The organism is Ferrovibrio sp. GW821-FHT12F09 (assembly GCF_058806775.1).
The window spans coordinates 704,008-723,037 of the sequence record NZ_JBXAPZ010000002.1 but is presented as its reverse complement, the minus strand read 5'-3'; the positions used below and the strand labels follow the sequence as shown (position 1 = coordinate 723,037).

Annotated in this window: 19 protein-coding genes; 14 read left to right on the top strand and 5 right to left on the bottom strand. The window is 65.4% G+C overall.

The annotated features are described in order from the left end of the window. Positions 1–279 precede the first annotated feature (279 nt). The 9 genes from AC1ROB_RS16440 (at position 280) to glcF (ending at position 12,018) form a co-directional block, all read left to right on the top strand. On the top strand, positions 280–819 hold the full coding sequence (locus AC1ROB_RS16440) for a chemotaxis protein CheW (RefSeq protein WP_492970044.1): 540 nt from the start codon (positions 280–282) through the stop codon (positions 817–819). 189 nt (positions 820–1,008) lie between these two features. Next, a complete protein-coding gene (locus AC1ROB_RS16435) occupies positions 1,009–4,119 on the top strand; it encodes a hybrid sensor histidine kinase/response regulator (protein WP_492970045.1) in 3,111 nt (1,036 codons plus the stop codon). A gap of 20 nt (positions 4,120–4,139) precedes the next feature. After that, positions 4,140–4,550: a response regulator gene (locus tag AC1ROB_RS16430; RefSeq protein ID WP_492970046.1), complete on the top strand. Its 411-nt coding sequence runs from the start codon at positions 4,140–4,142 to the stop codon at positions 4,548–4,550. Positions 4,551–4,771: 221 nt separating this feature from the next. Continuing rightward, the gene (locus AC1ROB_RS16425; protein ID WP_492970047.1) at positions 4,772–6,856 is read left to right on the top strand and encodes a methyl-accepting chemotaxis protein; all 2,085 of its coding nucleotides are present in this window, start codon (positions 4,772–4,774) and stop codon (positions 6,854–6,856) included. Positions 6,857–6,987: 131 nt separating this feature from the next. Further along, positions 6,988–7,113 (top strand): type B 50S ribosomal protein L36, encoded by a 126-nt coding sequence (gene ykgO / locus AC1ROB_RS16420; protein ID WP_324220155.1) that lies wholly within the window; start codon positions 6,988–6,990, stop codon positions 7,111–7,113. A 146-nt stretch (positions 7,114–7,259) separates the two neighbouring features. Then, positions 7,260–7,994, top strand: a complete 735-nt coding sequence (locus AC1ROB_RS16415) for a FadR/GntR family transcriptional regulator (protein ID WP_492970048.1) — start codon at positions 7,260–7,262, stop codon at positions 7,992–7,994. Positions 7,995–8,007: 13 nt separating this feature from the next. Further along, positions 8,008–9,495 (top strand): FAD-linked oxidase C-terminal domain-containing protein, encoded by a 1,488-nt coding sequence (locus AC1ROB_RS16410; protein ID WP_492970049.1) that lies wholly within the window; start codon positions 8,008–8,010, stop codon positions 9,493–9,495. A gap of 4 nt (positions 9,496–9,499) precedes the next feature. After that, positions 9,500–10,726, top strand: coding sequence for a glycolate oxidase subunit GlcE (glcE, locus tag AC1ROB_RS16405; RefSeq protein WP_492970050.1), 1,227 nt, complete (start codon positions 9,500–9,502; stop codon positions 10,724–10,726). 2 nt (positions 10,727–10,728) lie between these two features. After that, entirely contained in the window at positions 10,729–12,018 is a 1,290-nt protein-coding gene (glcF, locus tag AC1ROB_RS16400; protein WP_492970051.1) for a glycolate oxidase subunit GlcF, read from the top strand. 3 nt (positions 12,019–12,021) lie between these two features. On the opposite strand, the gene AC1ROB_RS16395 is transcribed toward glcF, so the two are convergent. Further along, positions 12,022–12,234, bottom strand: coding sequence for a hypothetical protein (locus tag AC1ROB_RS16395; RefSeq protein WP_492970052.1), 213 nt, complete (start codon positions 12,232–12,234; stop codon positions 12,022–12,024). 80 nt (positions 12,235–12,314) lie between these two features. Continuing rightward, positions 12,315–12,815: a low molecular weight protein-tyrosine-phosphatase gene (locus AC1ROB_RS16390; protein WP_492970053.1), complete on the bottom strand. Its 501-nt coding sequence runs from the start codon at positions 12,813–12,815 to the stop codon at positions 12,315–12,317. Between the two features lie 128 nt (positions 12,816–12,943). On the opposite strand from AC1ROB_RS16390, the gene AC1ROB_RS16385 reads away from it, so the two are divergent. After that, on the top strand, positions 12,944–13,444 hold the full coding sequence (locus AC1ROB_RS16385; RefSeq protein WP_492970054.1) for a nuclear transport factor 2 family protein: 501 nt from the start codon (positions 12,944–12,946) through the stop codon (positions 13,442–13,444). 11 nt (positions 13,445–13,455) lie between these two features. On the opposite strand, the gene AC1ROB_RS16380 is transcribed toward AC1ROB_RS16385, so the two are convergent. Both AC1ROB_RS16380 and AC1ROB_RS16375 read right to left on the bottom strand, forming a co-directional pair. Next, positions 13,456–14,325 carry a 23S rRNA (adenine(2030)-N(6))-methyltransferase RlmJ gene (locus tag AC1ROB_RS16380; protein WP_492970055.1) on the bottom strand — a complete coding sequence of 290 codons (870 nt, stop codon included), beginning with the start codon at positions 14,323–14,325 and terminating at the stop codon, positions 13,456–13,458. A 39-nt stretch (positions 14,326–14,364) separates the two neighbouring features. Further along, complete coding sequence (locus AC1ROB_RS16375) at positions 14,365–15,036, bottom strand: glutathione peroxidase (protein ID WP_492970056.1); 672 nt, start codon at positions 15,034–15,036, stop codon at positions 14,365–14,367. Positions 15,037–15,142: 106 nt separating this feature from the next. On the opposite strand from AC1ROB_RS16375, the gene AC1ROB_RS16370 reads away from it, so the two are divergent. After that, positions 15,143–16,300, top strand: coding sequence for an EAL domain-containing protein (locus AC1ROB_RS16370; RefSeq protein ID WP_492970057.1), 1,158 nt, complete (start codon positions 15,143–15,145; stop codon positions 16,298–16,300). Here AC1ROB_RS16370 and AC1ROB_RS16365 read toward each other — a convergent pair. Next, positions 16,297–17,106, bottom strand: coding sequence for an HAD-IIB family hydrolase (locus AC1ROB_RS16365; protein ID WP_492970058.1), 810 nt, complete (start codon positions 17,104–17,106; stop codon positions 16,297–16,299). The two genes, AC1ROB_RS16370 and AC1ROB_RS16365, sit on opposite strands and share 4 nt — an antisense overlap. A 143-nt stretch (positions 17,107–17,249) precedes the next feature. Between AC1ROB_RS16365 and AC1ROB_RS16360 the strand changes: the two genes are divergently transcribed. From AC1ROB_RS16360 to AC1ROB_RS16350, 3 genes are read left to right on the top strand one after another with little or no spacing between them, the layout of a single operon-like run. Continuing rightward, on the top strand, positions 17,250–17,687 hold the full coding sequence (locus tag AC1ROB_RS16360) for a MaoC family dehydratase (protein ID WP_492970059.1): 438 nt from the start codon (positions 17,250–17,252) through the stop codon (positions 17,685–17,687). A 35-nt stretch (positions 17,688–17,722) separates the two neighbouring features. After that, complete coding sequence (locus AC1ROB_RS16355) at positions 17,723–18,640, top strand: bifunctional riboflavin kinase/FAD synthetase (RefSeq protein ID WP_492970060.1); 918 nt, start codon at positions 17,723–17,725, stop codon at positions 18,638–18,640. 2 nt (positions 18,641–18,642) lie between these two features. After that, a complete protein-coding gene (locus AC1ROB_RS16350; protein ID WP_492970061.1) occupies positions 18,643–19,026 on the top strand; it encodes a VOC family protein in 384 nt (127 codons plus the stop codon). Positions 19,027–19,030: the final 4 nt, after the last annotated feature.

Genomic DNA, 19,030 nt, shown 5'->3' with positions numbered 1-19,030 from the left:
TGTTGGCCCCGCCGGTGCGGCAGACCTAATTTCTTAGTCACCTGAACGGGTTAAGCGGCGAATTCCTTTGCAGGAAACCGCGAAGTTTGCCAATTTACGCCGCGTGGATGCCCTGAAGCTGCGCCCCGTGTCAGGTTCGCTGCCGGATGGATAACGAAGGGTATCTGCAGTCCCCCACCGGGCCTGCGTCGTCCTTGATACCGGGGCGGCGTCATGGCCGGCATAATGACCGAGTTCAGCGACCGTAGAAGTTCAGCCACAGCAGAAAGTGTGAGCGCCATGTCCACGCCCGCGACCGTTTCGACTTCCTCCGTTCCTGCCACTGCCGATGCCGCCAAGGGTGGCGCGCTGCAGGCCATGGAGCTGCGCGGCAGCCAGGAAGTGCTCACCTTCACCATCGGCGACCAGAATTACGGCCTCGATCTGCTCAGCGTGCGCGAAATCCGCGCCTGGACCGATGTGACGCCGCTGCCCAACACGCCGCCCTTCGTGCGCGGCGTCATCAACCTGCGCGGCGCCGTGGTGCCGATCTTCGACCTGCGCGTCCGCCTCGGCGGCGGCACCACCACGCCGACCAGCGCCAATGTCGTGATCGTTGTCGAAGTCGGCAGCGAGTCCGTCGGCCTGCTGGTCGATACGGTGTCGGATATTCTGGCCCTCGACTCTTCCGCGCTGCAGCCGGTGCCGGCCACCGCAGCCGATGTCGAGCAGACCTTCCTCAGCGCGCTGGCCACCCATGAAGACCGCATGGTGGCCCTGATCGATGTGAACCGCCTGTTTAACCGCGGTGTGCCGCAGATCGACGCCGCCGCGGCCTGAACCGCGGCGCCCAACCGTTTTCGCAAATCCAACAGCGGCCTGCCTAAAATCTGGGCAGGCCGTTTGTTTGCGCGAGTCCGGCACGGAAACCCCATGACAAAGGGAAACAGACCTTTTAGATAAACTTTGGGTGGTACCTACAGGGGGGCTTGTTCTGGCATTCATTCGGATGACAGACCGCCAAGTTTATTGAGCAGCAATCCGTCCATCCTGCGCATGCAGGCCTCCACCGTTCAATGGAATGCCAATCCGCGCGTCCTGACCGCGCAGTTCGCATTGCTCGCCGTCATCTGCGCCCTCGCGATCGGCGTCATCGCCTATCTCTACAACCGGGAACGCGCCACCCTGGTCCATGACGGCCTGTTGAACGCACGGCAGCAGGCCACCCAGCTCAATCAGCAGATGGTGCGGCATTTCGAGCCGCTGCTGCTGGCCGGCACCATGCTGCGCGACATCGTGCGGCAGATTCATGGCCGGGACGATCCGGTGTCCCTGTTCATTCCGATTGCCGGCGCGCTGCTGGAGCGCACGCCGATGCTCAGCCGAATCTACATCGGCTTTCCCAATGGCGCTTTTTACGCCGTGGAAAAAGTGCCCGCCCCGAATGCCGCAGGCGGCGCCGCGCCGACCATCCGGATTATCGATCGCGGTCCGGCCGGGCATATCGTGGACGCGCCTGCCGACGATCCGCGCCGGCAGCACTGGTTCCAGCGTGCCATGGAGCGCAACCAGCCGGTCTGGCTGCCGCCGCATCTGGGCGATGCGCAGGCGGACCCCCGTATCACCTATGCGGTGCCGCTGCATGACTATCTCGGCTGGATCGATGCCGTCGTTGGCTTCGATATTCCCTTCAGCACCGTAAGCGGCCTGATCCAGGTCGAGGCGGATCGCCTGCGCGGCAAGATCTTCATCGCCAACCGCGAGAGCGAGGTGCTGTGGCATCCGGCCCTGGTGGCGCGGGCGCGATCGGGCGCAGCCACGGGCACCCCGGATTACATCAGGGTCGCCGACCTGAATGACGGCGACGCGGCGGCCATGTATGGCGTGCTCACCGACAGCGCGCCGTCAGGCCGGGTCGAGCGCCAGCGCGGCGGCCCGCTGATCGCGGCGATGAGTCCGATCGCCGGGCAGAGCTGGCCGTTCAATACCTATGTCGGCCTGCCGGAGGCCACCGTGCTGGCGCCAGCCAATGAACAGCTGCAGCGCAATCTCGGCATCGCCTTTATGGTCACCCTCGTGCTGATCGTCGGCGTGATCTATACGGCGCGACTGCGCAGCGAAGTGGCGGCGCGGCGCGAGACCGAGGTGGAACTGCGTGTCGCCCGCGACCAGGCGGAGGCCGCCACCGAGGCCAAATCGACCTTCCTCGCCACCATGAGCCACGAGATCCGCACGCCGATGAACGGCGTGATGTCGATGGCCGAGATGCTGGAACTCACGCCGCTGGATGCCGACCAGCACCGCATGGCGAAGGTGATCCGCGATTCTACGGAATCGCTTCTGACCGTCATCAACGACATTCTCGATTTCTCCAAGATCGAGGCCGGGAAACTCGATATCGAACGCATTCCGTTCGGCCTGACGGATCTGATCGGCGGGGTCGGCGAGTTGCTGGCGCCCAAGGCCGATAATGGCGGCCTGGAATTCGTGCTCGACATCGATCCGTCGATCCCCGACCAGCGCATCGGCGATCCGACCCGCATCCGGCAGGTGCTGCTGAACCTCGGCTCGAATGCCGTCAAGTTCACCGAAGTCGGCCAGGTCACCATTCGCCTGCGCATGGGCGATGGGGGCAGGGATGCCCTGCGGTTCGAGATCGAGGATACCGGCATCGGCCTGACCCAGGCGCAAGTGGACAAGCTGTTCCAGCCCTTCGTCCAGGCGGATTCCTCCACGGCCCGCAAGTTCGGCGGCACCGGTCTCGGCCTGTCGATCTGCCACCGGCTCTGCGAGATCATGGAAGGCCGCATCGGCGCCTCCAGCACGCCCGGCAAGGGCACCGTCTTCTGGTTCGAGTTGCCGCTGCCGCCGGCCGAGACCGTGCCCGTCCGGCCGCAGCCGCAGGAACCCATTGCGCGAACGCGCGTGCTGCTGCTCGGCCTGCCGCCGGTGCAGGCCACGGTCGCGCGCCGTTACCTTGAGGCCGGCGACATCACCGACATTGCCATTGCCGAAAGCTACCAGGACGCCGCCGGGCTGGGCCGCAAGGATTTCGACCTGGTTCTGGTCGATCCGCGCTGCGCCGACCTGCCCAGCCTGCGGCTGGCGAACCAGTTCGGCCAGACGGCCTGCTATGCGGTGATCGCGCCGCGCAACCTGATCTCGACGCTGGATGCCGCGCAGCGCACGCATTTCCGCATCGCGCTGACCTATCCGATCCTGGGTCCGATCCTGTGGCGCGCCGCTGCCGTTGCGCTCGGCCTGGTACCGGCCACGCAGTTCCAGATTCAGAATATCGAACGGGACGATATGGCCTTCGCGCCGCCGCCGCTGGAAGAAGCCCGCGAGGCCGGCGCGCTCATCCTCGTTGCGGAGGACAACAAAACCAACCAGACCGTGATTGCCCAGATGCTCAGCCGCCTGGGGCTGGCCTGCGAGATCGCGGAGAACGGCACGGCGGCGCTGGAGCTTTACAAAAACTCGCCCTACGGCCTGCTGCTGACGGATTTCCACATGCCGGAAATGGACGGGTTCGAGCTGACCCATCATGTGCGTCAGATGGAGGCGTCGACCGGCGCCAAACGCATCCCGATCGTCGCGCTGACCGCCGACGCGCTGCCCGGCATCCGCCAGCGCTGCATCGACGCCGGCATGGACGAGTATCTGACCAAGCCGATCAATTCCCGTCACCTGGGAGAGACCCTGGCACGTTTCCTGCCCGAGGCGCTGCCCCTGCGCCGGCCGGCGGCCGGGGCGCGCCATGCAGCGCAGGCGGCCGCGCAGCCCGCCATCGGCTGGGATGTCGATATTTTCGATCCCCAGACCCTGCGCAGCAGCTTTGGCAGCTTCGATGCCAAGGTGAAGGATCTGCTGCAGGAGTTTGTCGCCGAAACGGCGGACAAGATCACGGCTATCGACCAGGCGGCGGCGACGGGGGATTATGCCGATATCCGCCGTGTCGCCCATGCCCTGAAGGGCGCGGCCTATTCCGTCGGCGCGCAGCGCCTGGGCCAGGTCGCGGCTGACCTGCAGGATGCCTGCGATGCCCAGGATGTGGCGATGGCGAAGGTTATGGCGCGGTTGCTGGCGCCGAGTTACGAAGAGCTGCACGGCTTGATGCCGGAAATTCTAGCATTATAGGGAACAGAATGCAGAGTGCGGTGGACAAGAAAACGGTTTACGCCAAGTCGCGGATTCTGGTCGTCGAGGACGAGAAGCATACGCGGCTGACCATCTGCGGCATGCTGCGCCAGCTCGGCTTCGACCGTGTCGACGAAGCGGAGAATGGCGAGGACGGTTTCAACGAGGTCCTGCGCACGCGCCCCACCGTGGTGGTGTGCGACATCCATATGGAGCCGATGGGCGGACTCGACTTCCTGGCCAAGCTGCGCGCGCTGGCCAACCCGTCGCTCTCGCAGACGCCGGTGATTTTCCTGACCGCCGACATCCAGCAGGAAACCGTGCTGGCGGCCAAGAAGACCGGTGCAGACGGTTATCTGGCCAAACCGGTCTCGCCCGTCCTGCTTCAGCAGCGCGTGGACAGTGTTCTGAAAAAAATCGGCGCGCTGTAGCGCGGGCTGGCTGACGCCGGCTGCACGATGGAGACCCTGTTCGGCCGGTTCCGGGCAGGGCCGATTTAAACTTATGCGAGCATACAGCGGTTGTACAAAGTGGTATGTATAATGAATATCGCAGGCGTGAGCCTGGGTGTGTGAAAATTAACCCCGCCAGATCAAAACCTTGTGGTACGCCAGAGCGTCACACAATCGGAATATTCGGTGGGGAAACTGCCATGTCGCTCGCATCCAATCTCAAAATCGGTCCGCGTGTACTCGCTGTCGTTGCGTTGCTGGCCATCGCAGCCGCTGCCGTGGGGACTATGGGGGTTGTTTCGCTCGATCGGTTCGAGCAGCAGACCAATGTGATGGAGAACATTGCCAAGCAGACCCAGTATGGCGAGCGGCTCAATGCGCTGGTCTATGCCGTGGTGATGGACTCGCGCGGCGTCTACATGTCGGATGCGGCGGCGGCGCGGCCCTATTCCGCCGGCATCGTGAAATTCACCGGCGAGATCGAGGCCCTGGTCAAGGACTGGACCGCGCTGATTGGCCCGCAGGCCGCCAGCAGCGACGAAGCCAAGCAGTTCCTGGCCGTGGTCGGCCAGTTCGTGCAGTTCCGCCGCGAGCTGGCGCGGCTCGGCATCGAAGGCGCCCCGGGCCAGGCGCGCGAATTCGGCGACAACGATGCCAACCGTGCCAACCGCCAGGCGCTCAACCGTGCCGTCGAGGCGATCACGCAGCGCAATGCCCAGCGCGTGATCGAGGTCAACAATAACCTAACGCAATTCTACAACACGCAGCGGCCGCTGCTGATTACCATCACGGTCGCCGCCATCGCGGTTTCCGTGCTGCTGGCGCTGTATATCGTCATCGCCACGCTGACCCGGCCGATCAGCCGCATCACCGGCGTGATGAACACCCTGGCTGAGGGCAACACCGGCGTCGCCGTCACCGGCAGCGAGCGCAAGGACGAGATCGGCGAAATGGCCAAGGCCGTGCAGGTGTTCAAGGACAACATGATCGCCCGCGAACAGGCCGAGGCCGATATCGCCGAGCAGCGCCGCATCGCCGAGGAGCAGCGCAGCCAGCGCGAGGCCCGCGAAAAGGCCGCCGGCGAGGAAATCGCCATCCTGGTGAACAAGGTGGCGGAAGGCGATCTGAACGGCCGCATCAGCGAAGCCGGCAAGGACGGCTTCTTCCTTTCCACCAGCCAGGAGCTGAACCGCCTGGCCGCGACGCTGCAGACCATGGCCGGCGAGATGGCCGATGTGATGGGCGCCATGTCCGGCGGCGACCTGACCAAATCGGTGAAGGGCGAATATCGCGGCGTTTTCGGCCAGCTGAAGGAAAGCGCCAATACCATGGCGTCGCGCCTGCGCGAGTTCGCCATGAACCTCTCGAAGACGGCGCAGTCGGTGAAGGGCGCCGCCAACGAGATTTCCAGCGGCAGCCAGGATCTGGCCAGCCGCACGGAAAGCCAGGCGGCCAGCATCGAAGAGACCGCCGCCTCGATGCACGAGATCACCACCACCGTGCGGCAGAACGCCGATAATGCCCAGGCCGCCAACCAGCTTGGCACCGCGGCGCGCGACACGGCAGAGCGTGGCGGCACCGTGGTGTCGAATGCGGTGACCGCGGTGACGCAGATCGAGGCGAGTGCGCAGAAGATCAGCGACATCATCGGCCTGATCGACGAGATCGCCTTCCAGACCAACCTGCTGGCGCTCAATGCCTCGGTGGAAGCCGCGCGTGCCGGCGAGGCCGGCAAGGGTTTTGCCGTGGTGGCGCAGGAAGTGCGTGCGCTGGCGCAACGCTCGGCCAATGCCAGCAAGGACATCAAGGGTCTGATCTCGGAATCGAACGCGCAGGTGAAGACCGGCGCCACTCTGGTGAACCAGACCGGCGGCTCGCTGACCGAGATCGTCGGCGCCATCAAGAAGGTGTCGGATATCGTGGCCGAGATTGCCGCCGCCAGCCGCGAGCAGGCCACCGGCCTCGACCAGATCAACACCGCCGTGGGCCAGATGGACGAGATCACCCAGCGCAACGCCGCCCTGGTGGAAGAGACCACCGCGGCGGCCCAGGCCCTGAACAACCTGGCGCATCAGCTGGCCGAACTGGTCAGCTTCTTCAAGACCGGCAGCGAGGCCCCGATCGTGGCCAGCCGGCCGGTGGTGGTGGCATCGGCCCCCGCCACGAAGCCGGCGGCAAAGCCTGTATCCAAGCCCGCGGCGAGTCCGGCCAGGCCGGCGCCGCAGGTCGTGGCCGCAGCGCCGGCGGCCAAGGCCGCCACGGACGAGGACTGGCAGGAATTCTAAGGGGTTAAGGGCCGGATTTTCCGGCGGGGTTTCCGGTTGACAGGTGGGGGACCCCCCGGTATGGTCCGGCCCACTTTTCCGCCGGGCGGGCAAAGCGCTGCGCCTGGTTTTTTGTTGGTTTTGAGGGTGTCATGAAAGTCGTCAATTCGCTCAAGTCGGCCAAGACTCGCCATCGCGATTGCCGCGTCATCCGCCGCAAGGGCCGGGTCTATGTGATCAACAAGACCAACCCGCGGTTTAAGGCGCGCCAGGGCTAAGCCCCTCGCATTGCTGATGTTTTAAAAGGCCCGGCTGGAAACAGCCGGGCCTTTTGCTTTGCGCCTGCCCCGTTCTTTGGACTTGACGGGGGCGGCGGTTCTGACAAGTTGTCAGCTTGTCAGACAAATTTGCGCCCCGAGTCCCCATGGCCTTGTCCAGCGATCCCGCCGTCTCCGACCTGCCCCGCAGCACCGGCCTCAGTGCCATGCTGGCCGGACGGCTGTCTGAGTCTATCCGTGCGGGGGATTTCCGGCCCGGCGACCGCCTGCCGACCGAGAAACAACTGGTCGAGCGCTTTGCCGTCAGCCGCGCCGTGGTGCGCGAGGCGATCGCCCGGCTGAAGACGGATGGCTTTGTCGAGACGCGTCAGGGCGCTGGTGCCTTTGTGGCGCTCAATCCGGGTCTGGCCAATTTTCGCATTGCGCCACCGGGCCTGCTGACGGCGCAGGACTTGCTGCATGTCTTCGAGCTGCGCAGCGTGATCGAGGCCGGCATGGCGGAATTTGCCGCCAGCCGCCGCAGCAGCCAGGACATCGCCGCCCTGCGCGCCGCCTATGCCGGCATGGAAGCGGCGCTGCAGGCCAACGACGAGTCCGGCGCCGCCAGCGATGACAGCTTCCATGCCGCCGTGGCGGCGGCGGCGCAAAATCCCTATCTGGCGCAGTTCGCCACCTTCCTGGCCCAGCATTTCTCGGCCACCCGCGCACTCACCTGGCGGCCGGCGGCCCGCACGGCCGGTGCGGCAGCGGCATCCCAGGCCGAACATCGCCGGCTGCTGGATGCCATCGTCGCTGGCGATGCGACGGCGGCGGGCGATGCCGCCCGCAGTCATATCGCCGCTGCGGCTGCGCGCTATGCGGCTGCCCGACCGACATCCTGACCGGAGGCGCCCCATGCTGATGCCGACACCGGAAACCGATATTCTCGCCCAGCGCCTGGCGCTGATCGCCGACCTGCGCCGCATCGTGCCGGGCGAGGGCGTGATCGTGGATGAAACATCGCTCCGCGCCTTCGAATGCGATGGCCTCACCGCCTATCGCCAGCTGCCGATGGTGGCCGTGTTGCCCAGCAACACGCAGCAGGTGGCCGAGGTGCTGAAGGTGTGCAATGCGCGCAATGTGAAGGTGGTGCCGCGCGGTGCCGGCACGTCGCTGTCGGGCGGCGCGCTGCCGCTGGCCGATGGTGTGCTGCTCGGCCTGGGCAAGTTCAACAAGGTGCTCGATATCGACTGGGACAACCGCTGTGCCGTCGTGCAGCCCGGCGTCACCAATCTGGGCATCACCCGTGCGGTCGAGCATCGCGGTTTCTATTATGCACCGGATCCCAGCAGCCAGATCGCCTGCACCATCGGCGGCAATGTGGCCGAGAATTCCGGCGGCGTGCATTGCCTGAAATACGGCCTGACCACCAACAACATCCTCGGCCTCGAGATGGTGCTGATGAACGGCGACATCATTCGCCTCGGCGGCAAGCATCTCGATTCCGAAGGCTATGATCTGATGGGCATCATCTGCGGTTCGGAAGGGCTGCTTGGCGTCATCACCGAAGTCATCGTGCGGATCCTGCCCAAGCCGACCACCCAGCGCGCCGTGCTGGCCGGTTTCCCGACATCGGAGTCCGCCGGCGACTGCGTGGCGAAGATCATCGCCAACGGCATCATCCCCGGCGGCATGGAGATGATGGACCGCCCGGCGATTCATGCGGCGGAGGATTTCGTGCATGCGGGCTATCCCCGGGACGTCGAGGCCCTGCTGATCATCGAGCTGGATGGTCCGCCCGCCGAGGTGGACGATCTTCTGGCCCGCGTGCGCGCGATTGCCGAAGCCTGCGGCTCGGTGAGCTGCCGCGTCTCGCAGAGCGAAGACGAGCGCGTCGCCTTCTGGGCCGGGCGCAAGGCGGCATTTCCTGCCGTCGGCCGCATCTCGCCGGATTACCTCTGCATGGACGGCACCATCCCGCGCAAGAAGCTGCCCGAGGTGCTGACCCGCATGGGCCTGTTGTCGGAGAAATATGGCCTGCGGGTGGCCAATGTGTTTCATGCCGGGGATGGCAACCTGCATCCGCTGATCCTCTACGATGCCAACAATCCCGGCGAGCTGCAGCGCGCCGAGGATTTCGGCGCCGATATCCTGCGGCTCTGCGTCGAGGTCGGCGGCGTGCTGACCGGCGAGCATGGCGTGGGTGTGGAAAAGCGCGACCTGATGCCGGCGATGTTCACCGAGGACGACCTGGCGCAGCAGATGCGGGTCAAATGCGCCTTCGATCCCAATCACCGCCTCAATCCGGGCAAGGTCTTCCCTGTGCTGCACCGCTGCGCCGAACTCGGCCGCATGCATGTGCATAAGGGCCAGCTTGCTTTCCCCGATCTGCCGAGATTCTAAGCCGATGCCTGAGACCTTCATTCCTGCCAGTACCACCGATGTGGTGGATGTGATCCGCTGGGCCGTTGCCGAGAGCAAGCCGCTGGAGCTGCAGGGCCATCGCAGCAAGCACGGCCTCGGTCGTCCGGCGCAGAGCGCCTATGCGCTCGACTTGAGCCGCCTGAGCGGCATCCTGGATTACGAACCGGCGGAGCTGGTGCTGACGCTCCGGCCCGGCACGCTGGTCAGCGATGTGGAAAAGCTGCTCGGCGCGCGCAACCAGATGCTCGCCTTCGAGCCGCCGGATCTCGGCCCGCTCTGGGGCGGCCCGGCCGGACGGGGCACCATCGGCGGCATGATCGGCTGCAATCTTGCCGGTCCGCGCCGCTTCAAGGCCGGTGCGGTGCGCGACCATCTGCTCGGTTTCGCGGCCGTTTCCGGTCGCGGCGAAATCTTCAAGGCCGGCGCCAAGGTGGTGAAGAACGTCACCGGCTACGACCTGCCGAAACTGGTCTGCGGCGCTTATGGCACCCTGGCGGCGCTCACGGAGGTGACCCTGAAGGTGCTGCCGGCGCCGGAGAAGACCCGCACCGTGCTGGTGCTGGGCCTGGACGACGCCAAAGCCGCACAGGTGATGGCGACGGCGGCGGCTTCGCCCCATGAAGTCTCCGGTCTGGCCCATCTGCCGGCCGGCATCGCCGCGCGGTCGGGCGTGGGCTATGTGGCGCAGGCCGGCCGGAGCGTGACGGCGATCCGCGTCGAAGGCACGGATATTTCGGTGACGGCGCGCTGCGCCGCCCTGCGCGAGCTGCTGCAGCCCTTCGGCGGCCTGGAAGAACTGCATTCGATGAACTCGGCCTGGCTGTGGCGCGAGCTTCGCGATGTGGCCTGCTTTGTGCTGCCGCAGGAACGCGTGCTGTGGCGGCTGTCGGTGGCGCCGCTGGACGGTGCAAGGGTAACGGCCGAGATCGCGGCGGCCGAACCGGCGGCGCAGTTCTTCTTCGACTGGGCCGGCGGCCTGGTCTGGCTCACCCTGCCGCCGGCAACGGATGCCCATGCGGCGCTGGTGCGCCGGATCGTCGCCCAGCATGGCGGCCATGCCACGCTGATCCGCGCCGAAGCCGGCGTGCGGGCGGCGCAGGACGTGTTCCAGCCGCAGGCCGAAGCGCTGGCCGCGCTCAATCGCCGGGTGAAGGACAGCTTCGACCCGAAAAACATTCTCAATCCCGGCCGCATGGTCGCGGGGGCCTGACGATGCAAACCTCCTTCTCCATCGCCCAGCTTGCCGATCCGGGCATTGCCGCGTCCAACGACATCCTGCGCAAATGCGTGCATTGCGGCTTCTGCACCGCCACCTGTCCCACCTATGTGCTGCTCGGCGACGAACGCGACAGCCCGCGCGGCCGCATCTATCTGATCAAACAAATGTTAGAGGGCGGGCAGGCGGCCACGGAAGAGACCGTGCGTCATGTCGACCGGTGCTTGAGCTGTCTGTCCTGCATGACCACCTGCCCGAGCAGCGTGCATTACATGCATCTGGTCGATCATGCCCGCGCCCATATCGAGCAGACCTACAAGCGGCCGTTCGTGGACCGGGTCCTGCGCGGCGTGCTGGCGCGCGTGCTGCCCAATCCGACCCTGTTCCGCCTGTCGCTGCGTCTGGCGCAGGTCGGGAAACTGTTCCGCTTCCTGCTGCCGGCCCGGCTGAAGGCGATGGTGGCGCTGGCGCCGAAGACGCTGCCGGTGCCGTCGGAGCGCGACAAGCCGCAGGTGTTCCAGGCGGAAGGCGAGCGCCGCATGCGGGTGGCGCTGCTGACCGGCTGTGCCCAGCGCGTGCTCGATCCCGCGATCAACGACGCCACCATCCGCCTGCTGACGCGGCATGGCTGCGAGGTGGTGGTCGCGGCCGGCGCAGGCTGCTGCGGCTCGCTGCCGCATCATATGGGCCGCGAGCATGATGCCCATGCCATGGCCAAGGCGAATATTGCCGCCTGGCACGACGAGGCCGAGGCGAATGGCCTGGATGCCATCGTGATCAATGCGTCCGGCTGCGGCACGACGATCAAGGATTACGGCTTCATGCTGCGCAGCGATGCGGTCTGGGCGGAGAAGGCTGCAAAGGTTGCGACGCTGGTCCAGGATGTGACCGAGGTGCTGACCACCCTGGGCATCAAGCCTGACGGCAGCGCGACGGCCCTGACCATCGCCTATCACAGCGCCTGTTCGCTGCAGCACGGGCAGAAGATCACCGGCCTGCCGAAACAGCTGCTGAGCCAGGCCGGTTTCACCGTGCGCGATGTGCCGGAAGCGCATCTGTGCTGCGGCTCGGCCGGCACCTACAACCTGCTGCAGCCCGAGATTGCGGGGCAGCTGCGGGATCGCAAGGTGAAGAATATCCGCAGCGTGTCGCCCGATGCGGTGGCGGCGGGGAATATCGGCTGTCTGGTACAGATATCGAGCGGCATCGATGTGCCGGTGCTGCACACGGTGCAACTGCTCGACTGGGCCACGGGCGGGCCCAGACCGGACGCCATAAAAGGCTGAGGTTTACTTCCGGGGCTGCGCCGCTTCGGCGCGGGCGCGGCACTGTTCCTCGGCGACCATGCGCTGCTGGTCGGTCAGTTTTTGACCGGCCTTGAGGCTGGCGCGAAGCTCGCGCATGCAGGCCTCCTGCGCCACGGCGACGGGATTGCTCTGTGCGAACACCGGAAGAACCGGCGTGGCGGCAAGCAGAAGAGCAAGACTCAAGACAACACGCATGGCGGCATTCCCTGGTATTCGATTGTAACGCCGGAGATATAAGGCAAAAGCCTGCAACTGAGAATGTTACTTTTCGATCATCAGCTTGCGGTGTTTCTTCCGGTATCGATCCGGGTGCGGATTTCCGCCAGTAACGCCGTGGTGACTGCCTCGCACATGCGCCATACCGTCTCGAAACCGTCGGGGCCGCCGTAATAGGGATCGGGCACGATGCGACCGAATTGCGGCGCATAGGAGAGGTAGAGTTTCACCTTGTCCCTGTATGGCGGCGGGCAGAGCCGGTGCAACTGGCTGTGGTGACCTTCATCCATAGCCAGGATCAGATCGAAGCCGGCGAAGTCATCGGCCGTCACCTGGCGGGCGCGCAGCAGGCTCAGGTCGATGCCATAGCCGCGCGCCGTGGCGGTGCTGCGCGGATCGGGCGGGTCGCCGATGTGGTAGTCATGGGTGCCGGCGCTGTCGACCAGCACGCGGTCGCCCAGGCCGGCATCGCGCAGCCGGTGGCGCAGCAGGCCGTCGGCGGTGGGCGAGCGGCAGATGTTGCCGGTACAGACCATCAGGATGGAAAAATCATGCGCCATGGCGGTTCCGGCTCGGGCGTTCAGGGGTGACGTCGGCGGGCAGGGAAGCATTCGGCAAGCCAGGCTGCAAGATACTGGCCGCAAGGGACACTACCGTCCGGGGGCGGCTCATTCTAAACTGGGTGGCAATGAGCAAGCCGCCCGATGACGAAACCGCGCTGCTGGAGGCCAATGCCGCCTTCTACCGCGCCTTTGCCAACCGCGACAACGACGCCATGGCCGGCCTGTGGGCCAAGGCGGCGCCGATCTGCTGCATCCATCCGGGCTGGCCGCCGCTGACCGGCCGCGACGCCGTGCTGGAAGGCTGGCGCCGCATCCTGGCCAATCCGTCGCAGCCGGCGCTGCAGATGATGGCGCCGCGCGTCACGCTGTGGGGCGATGTGGCGTTGGTGCTGTGCTTCGAGCGGGTGGAGGACCAGTATCTGATCGCCTCCAACATCTTCGTGCGCGAGGGCAAGGGCTGGAAGCTGAGTCATCACCAGGCCGGGCCGGTGGCGACGCCGCCGCCGGGTGGCGCCAGCAACGACGATCCCGATCCCGATGACGATATCGGCGACGAGGATGACGATCTGGACGAGGATGATGAGGACGACGACGATGATGATCCGTCGTCGGGGACCATCCACTAGTCCAGGGACTGCTAGTCGCCCTTCACCAGCGTCTGGATGCGGGCACCGCCGCCGGTTTCGCGGATCAGGCGGCTTTTCAGGAAATCCAGCATCGGCTGCAGGGTCTGCGCCAGTTGCCAGGGCGGATTGACGATGATGAGGCCGCTGCCGCTCATCTGGGCGGCGTCCTTGGCCGGGCGCACGGTCAGTTCGACGCAGACGGTTTCGCTTTTCAGCTCTTTGGCCAGGTCGGTCTTCCAGCGCTCGATGCTGCGCTGCTCCTTGATCGGATACCAGACGGCAAGCTGACCGGTGGTCCAGCGCTGATGCGTGTTCAGCACGGCCTTGGTCAGGATCTCGAATTCGTCCTTGCCCTCGAAGGCCGGATCGATCAGCGCCAGACCGCGGCGCGGCGTCGGCGGCGTCAGCGCCTTCAGCCCGGCGAAGCCGTCGCGATGCTGGATCTGGATGCGGCGGTCATGACCGAATTCATCGGCTATGGCGGCCTTCAGGATTTCGGCATCCTGCGGATGCAGTTCGCACAGCGTCAGCCGGTCGTCGTCGCGCAGGCTCTGCGCCAGCAGCCAGGGCGAACCGGGATAGATCCGCAGGCCGCTGCCGCCCGACTGCAGCTCGGGATTGAGGCGCTTCAGCGCGGCGCTGTAGCGCGGCAGCAGCTTGCCGGCGGCGGGATCGGACAGCACGGCGCCAATGCCGAAGCGATATTCGCCGCTGCGCTGGGCTTCCGAGGCGGCGAGGTCGTACAGGCCGATGCCGGCATGGCTGTCGAGCAGATGCACCGGGCTGGCCTTGCGGTGGAAGGCATCGAGCAGTTCCAGCAGCACGACATGCTTGAGCACGTCCCCGAAATTGCCGGCATGAAAGGCGTGGCGGTAGTTCATGGCGGCAGCTTTACGGCATATCTGCCGGTAAAAGAACCGTCAGACTTTCGCTTTCTGCAGCGCGGCTTCGATGGCCTTGGTCACCTTGGGGTCGGTCGGCTTGACCGGGGTGGGGAAGACTTCGGCCAGGCTGCCATCGGCGGCGATCAGGTATTTGTGGAAATTCCATTTCGGCAGGGCACCTTCGCCCAGTTCCTTGCCGATCCACTGATACAGCGGATGCGCGCCGGGGCCGATCACCGCCTGCTTGTCGGTCATCGGGAAATCGATGTCGAAATTCACCTCGCAGAAATCCTTGATCTGCGCCGCCGTGCCGGGCTCCTGGCCGCCGAAATCGTTCGACGGCACCCCCAGCACCACCAGGCCCCTGTCACGATAGGTTTTGTACAGCGTTTCGAGTTCGGCATATTGCGGGGTGAAGCCGCATTGCGAGGCGGTGTTGACCAGCAGCACCACCTTGCCCTTGAACTGCGTCATCGGCAGCGGCTTGCCGTCGATGCCGGTGAAAGTGAAATCATAGGCGCTCATGCCGGTGCTCCCTCGGGTTTTGCTTTGCGCCAGGACGCCGGGATCGGGCCACAGCAGGGTCAGGCCGGCGGCGATCCAGGGCAGCGACAGCAGGCCGCCGATCAGGCGGCGGCGCAGGGGCAGGCGGGCCGCCTGTCGTGCGGCAAGACCTTGATTCCCTTCGTCCCGGTCGGGGGCAGCCATGGATTCATCCTCCATTAACGCAACTCAGGCCTAACTATAGCGTTGATATATCGGCGGGCCAGAGCCAATTCGGCCCGTTCCGCTTTGCCCTCCGAGGCCCGAAGACATGTCGCTGACCGGACTGCTCACCTTCGCCGCGCTGTCGCTGACCGCCCTGGTTGGCGGCGTGTCGCTGACGCGTCTGGTGCCCGGCCTGAGCGGCGAGCATCCGGCCCTGGTGGCGCTGACGCTGCTGATGGGTTTCTGGGCGCTGCGCGAGATGTGGATGCGCCGCCGTATTCAGCAGCGCCTGATTGCCGAGATCGATGCCCTGTCGGAAGAGGTTGTGCGTCTGACCGATGCCGGCCTGCATCCGGCGGAAGCCATGCCGGCCGTTTCTCCCTCCCTCTCGGCTGCGCCGCCTGCCACGCCGATCAGTGTCGTTGTGCCGGCGGCGCCGGTGCTGCGGCCTGTCGCCAATGAAGGCGGCCGCGCCGAGCCGCGACTGACGATTGCGCCGCTGAGTATCCCCGAGCCGGCCGATGACGGCACGCTGCTGGATGCGGTGCGCGATGCCCTGAACAACAACCGCGTCGAACTGCATGTGCAGCCGATCGTCAGCCTGCCGCAGCGACGCATCCGCTTCTTCGAACTGCTGGCGCGCCCGCGCGATGCCGACGGCAAGGCCTATCAGGCCGCCGATTGCATTCCGGCGCTGGAAGCCGCCGGCCTGCGCGCCGAATTCGATGCCCTGATGCTGCTGCGCGGCGTGCAGATGGTGCGCAAGCTGGAACAGCGCGCCAAGGATGTCGGCTTTTTCCTCAACCTGTCGCCGGCGATGCTGGCGCAGATCGAGACCTTCAATCCGCTGTTCGAATTCCTGCAGCGCGAACGCGAACACGCCGCCAATATCGTGCTGGAATTCGCCTATGAGGGCGTCCGGGCGCTGGATCGCACCGGGCTTTACCGGCTGGGCCAGATTGCCGGGCTGGGCTTTGCGCTGTCGGTCGACGGCATCGACCGCTTCGACGTCGATTTCGCCCAGCTGGCGCGCCATGGCGTGCGCTTTCTGAAGTTCAATGCCGCCGTGTTCAGCGATATCGGCGCGATCTCGAAGTCGCCAGTCGATCTCGCCGACCTGCGCGAAATCTGCGAGCGCAGCAATATGCTGCCGGTGCTGTCGAAGGTGGAATCGGAAGCCGATCTGCTGAAGCTCAGCGACCTGGAATTCCCGCTCGGTCAGGGCCTGCTGTTCGGCGCGCCGAAACTGGCCAAGGCCGCCTAGGCGCCTTTCGCCGCGATCAGGGCGTCGGCCAGTTCGACAAAGCCGCTACCGCCTTCACCCTCCGTGACGAAAGCCGGCTTCGCCGCAATCCGGTCCAGAAACGGCCGCACATTGGCCACGCCGACGCTGTAGGGAAAATAGCCGAACATCGGCGCATCGTTCGGGCTGTCGCCGGCGAACACGATCTGGTCACGCACGGCGTCCAGCTGCAGGCCATAAGCTTCTTCGAACAGCACGCGCGTCATGGTGAGCTTGTCCCAATGACCGAACCAGCCGTTGACATGAATCGAACTGACCTTCGCGGTGGCGCCGGCCGTCTCGAACAGCGCAACGATACGGTCGACCTCGGCCATCGGCAGCGGGGCCACGTCCTCGCAGAAATCGATGGCGAGGTCGCATTCGCGATACTGCTGGTCGGAGGCCAGCGCCGTGCCCGGCACCTCGCGCAGAATCGTTTCGGCCAGCGCATCCAGCTTCAGCCGTGCCGCCCGGCGTTCGGTATCGGTCTGGAAGAAGCGGCGGTGCATCAGCTTCTTCGTCCGGTCGTAGCGCATGGTCAGCGCGCCGTTTTCGCCGACGATGGCATCCACCGGCCAGAAACGCGCGATCAGGTCGCACCAGCCGGCCGGCCGGCCGGTGATCGGAATAACCAGAAAGCCCGCCTCGCTCAGCCGCTCCAGCGCCGTATACGCTGCCGCCGTCAGCCGGCCATGGCTGGTCAGGGTGTCGTCGATATCGGTCAGCACATATTTGATGCCGCTGCGTTGGGCTGCGGAAAACGTGGTCAGCGGACGGATATCTACCATTGGTCTGATATACAAATGTCTATGCTGCAGGTGCGAACGGGCGGGTTGCCCGGCCTGCGAAGGGGCGGTTATAGTCGCCGCCACAAAAAAGTCCGTCAACCGCCCGCTCACGCGCCGATATTGGCGCCCATAAAGGACCCGCCATGACCTATCAGGCCTTGCACGGCTATTACCTAGAAGACCTGCAGGTCGGCATGACGGCAGAATTCACCAAGACGGTGAGCGAGGCCGACATCGTCGCTTTCGCCGATGTCTCGGGCGACACCAACCCGGTGCATATGGATGAGGTCTTCGCCGCCGCCACGCCGTTCAAGGGGCGGATTGCCCATGGCATGCTGGGCGCCAGCCTGATCAGCACGGTGCTGGGCACCAAGCTGCCAGGTCCGGGCTGCATCTATGTTTCGCAGGATCTGCGCTTCAAGGCGCCGGTGCGCATCGACGACACCGTGGTGGCCCGGGTGACGGTCAGCGAAATCATTCCTGAGAAGCGCCGTGTGACCTTTGCCTGCGAATGCCGGGTAGGCGATACTGTGGTGATCGACGGCGCCGCCACCATGATGGTCTCCCGCAAGGCCAGGTAACGGCGCCGGGACTTTCCCCGGGATTCACGGCCAGCATGCGTCTTCTTCGTTCCAGCGCCAGTTTCCCGCCCGCGCTTCATGGCGCCGTGGCGGCCATCGGCAATTTCGACGGCGTGCATCTGGGCCACCGTGCGCTGATTGCTGCGGCGAAGGCCGAGGCCGAGCGCACGCAAAAGCCGCTGGCGGTGATGACCTTCGAGCCGCATCCGCGCCGCTTCTTCGTGCCATCCTCGCCGCCCTTCCGGCTCGACGCCCTGGAGACCAAGGCGCGGATACTCAATGACCTCGGCGTCAAGGCGACGCTGGCGCTGCCGTTCACGGCCGAACTGGCCGGCCAGTCGCCGCAGGATTTCGTCGACCATATCCTGGCGCGCGATCTGCGCCTCAGCCATGTGGTGGTCGGCTACGATTTCACCTTCGGCAAGGCACGGGCCGGCAATACCGACATGCTGCGCGAACTCGGCGCCACGCATCATATCGGCGTCACGGTGGTATCCGCGCAGGGCGATGGCGAGACCTATTCTTCCACCCGCGTGCGTCGCCTGCTGGAAGCTGGCGATGTGGCTGGCGCCAACCGCATTCTCGGCCGGCCATGGGAAATCATCGGCACCGTGGAGCATGGCGACAAGCGGGGCCGCGAACTCGGCTATCCCACCGCCAATGTGGCCATGACCGATTTCCAGGTGCCGAAATTCGGCATCTATGCCGTGCGTGCGGTTGTTGCTGGCGAGACCCATAATGGCGTCGCCAGTCTCGGCATCCGTCCCACTTTCGATCAGACCGATGTGAAGCTGGAAGTCTATCTGTTCGATTTCAGTGGCGACCTTTACGGCCAGTCCATGCGGGTCGAATTCCACGACTTCCTGCGGCCCGAGATGAAATATGAAGGCCCGGAACCGCTGAAGCGCCAGATCGCCGCCGATGTGGCAGCGGCGAGGGCAATGTTGCGCTGACCATGCTGGATCATGTTTCGATCACGGTGCCAGATATCGCCGCCGTGGCCGGCTTCTACGATGCCGTGATGCAGGCGTTGGATTATCCGCTGGTCTACGCCCGGGCCGATGCACGCGGCTATGGCCTGCGTGCTGACGGGATGGTGCCCGAGCGCAGTTACATTTCGATTTATGAGTCTGCCGAGATGCGACCTGATCCGCGTCGGCACTGGTGTTTCAAGGCTGTGGACCGCGCCGCGGTCGAGGCGTTCCATGTGGCGGCCCTGCGGCATGGCGGCAGCGATGACGGTGCGCCCGGCCTGCGTCACCATTACCATCCAAGCTATTTTGCCGCCTTCGTGCGCGACCCTGCGGGCAACCGGATCGAGGCGGTGGTTCACCGCTGACCAT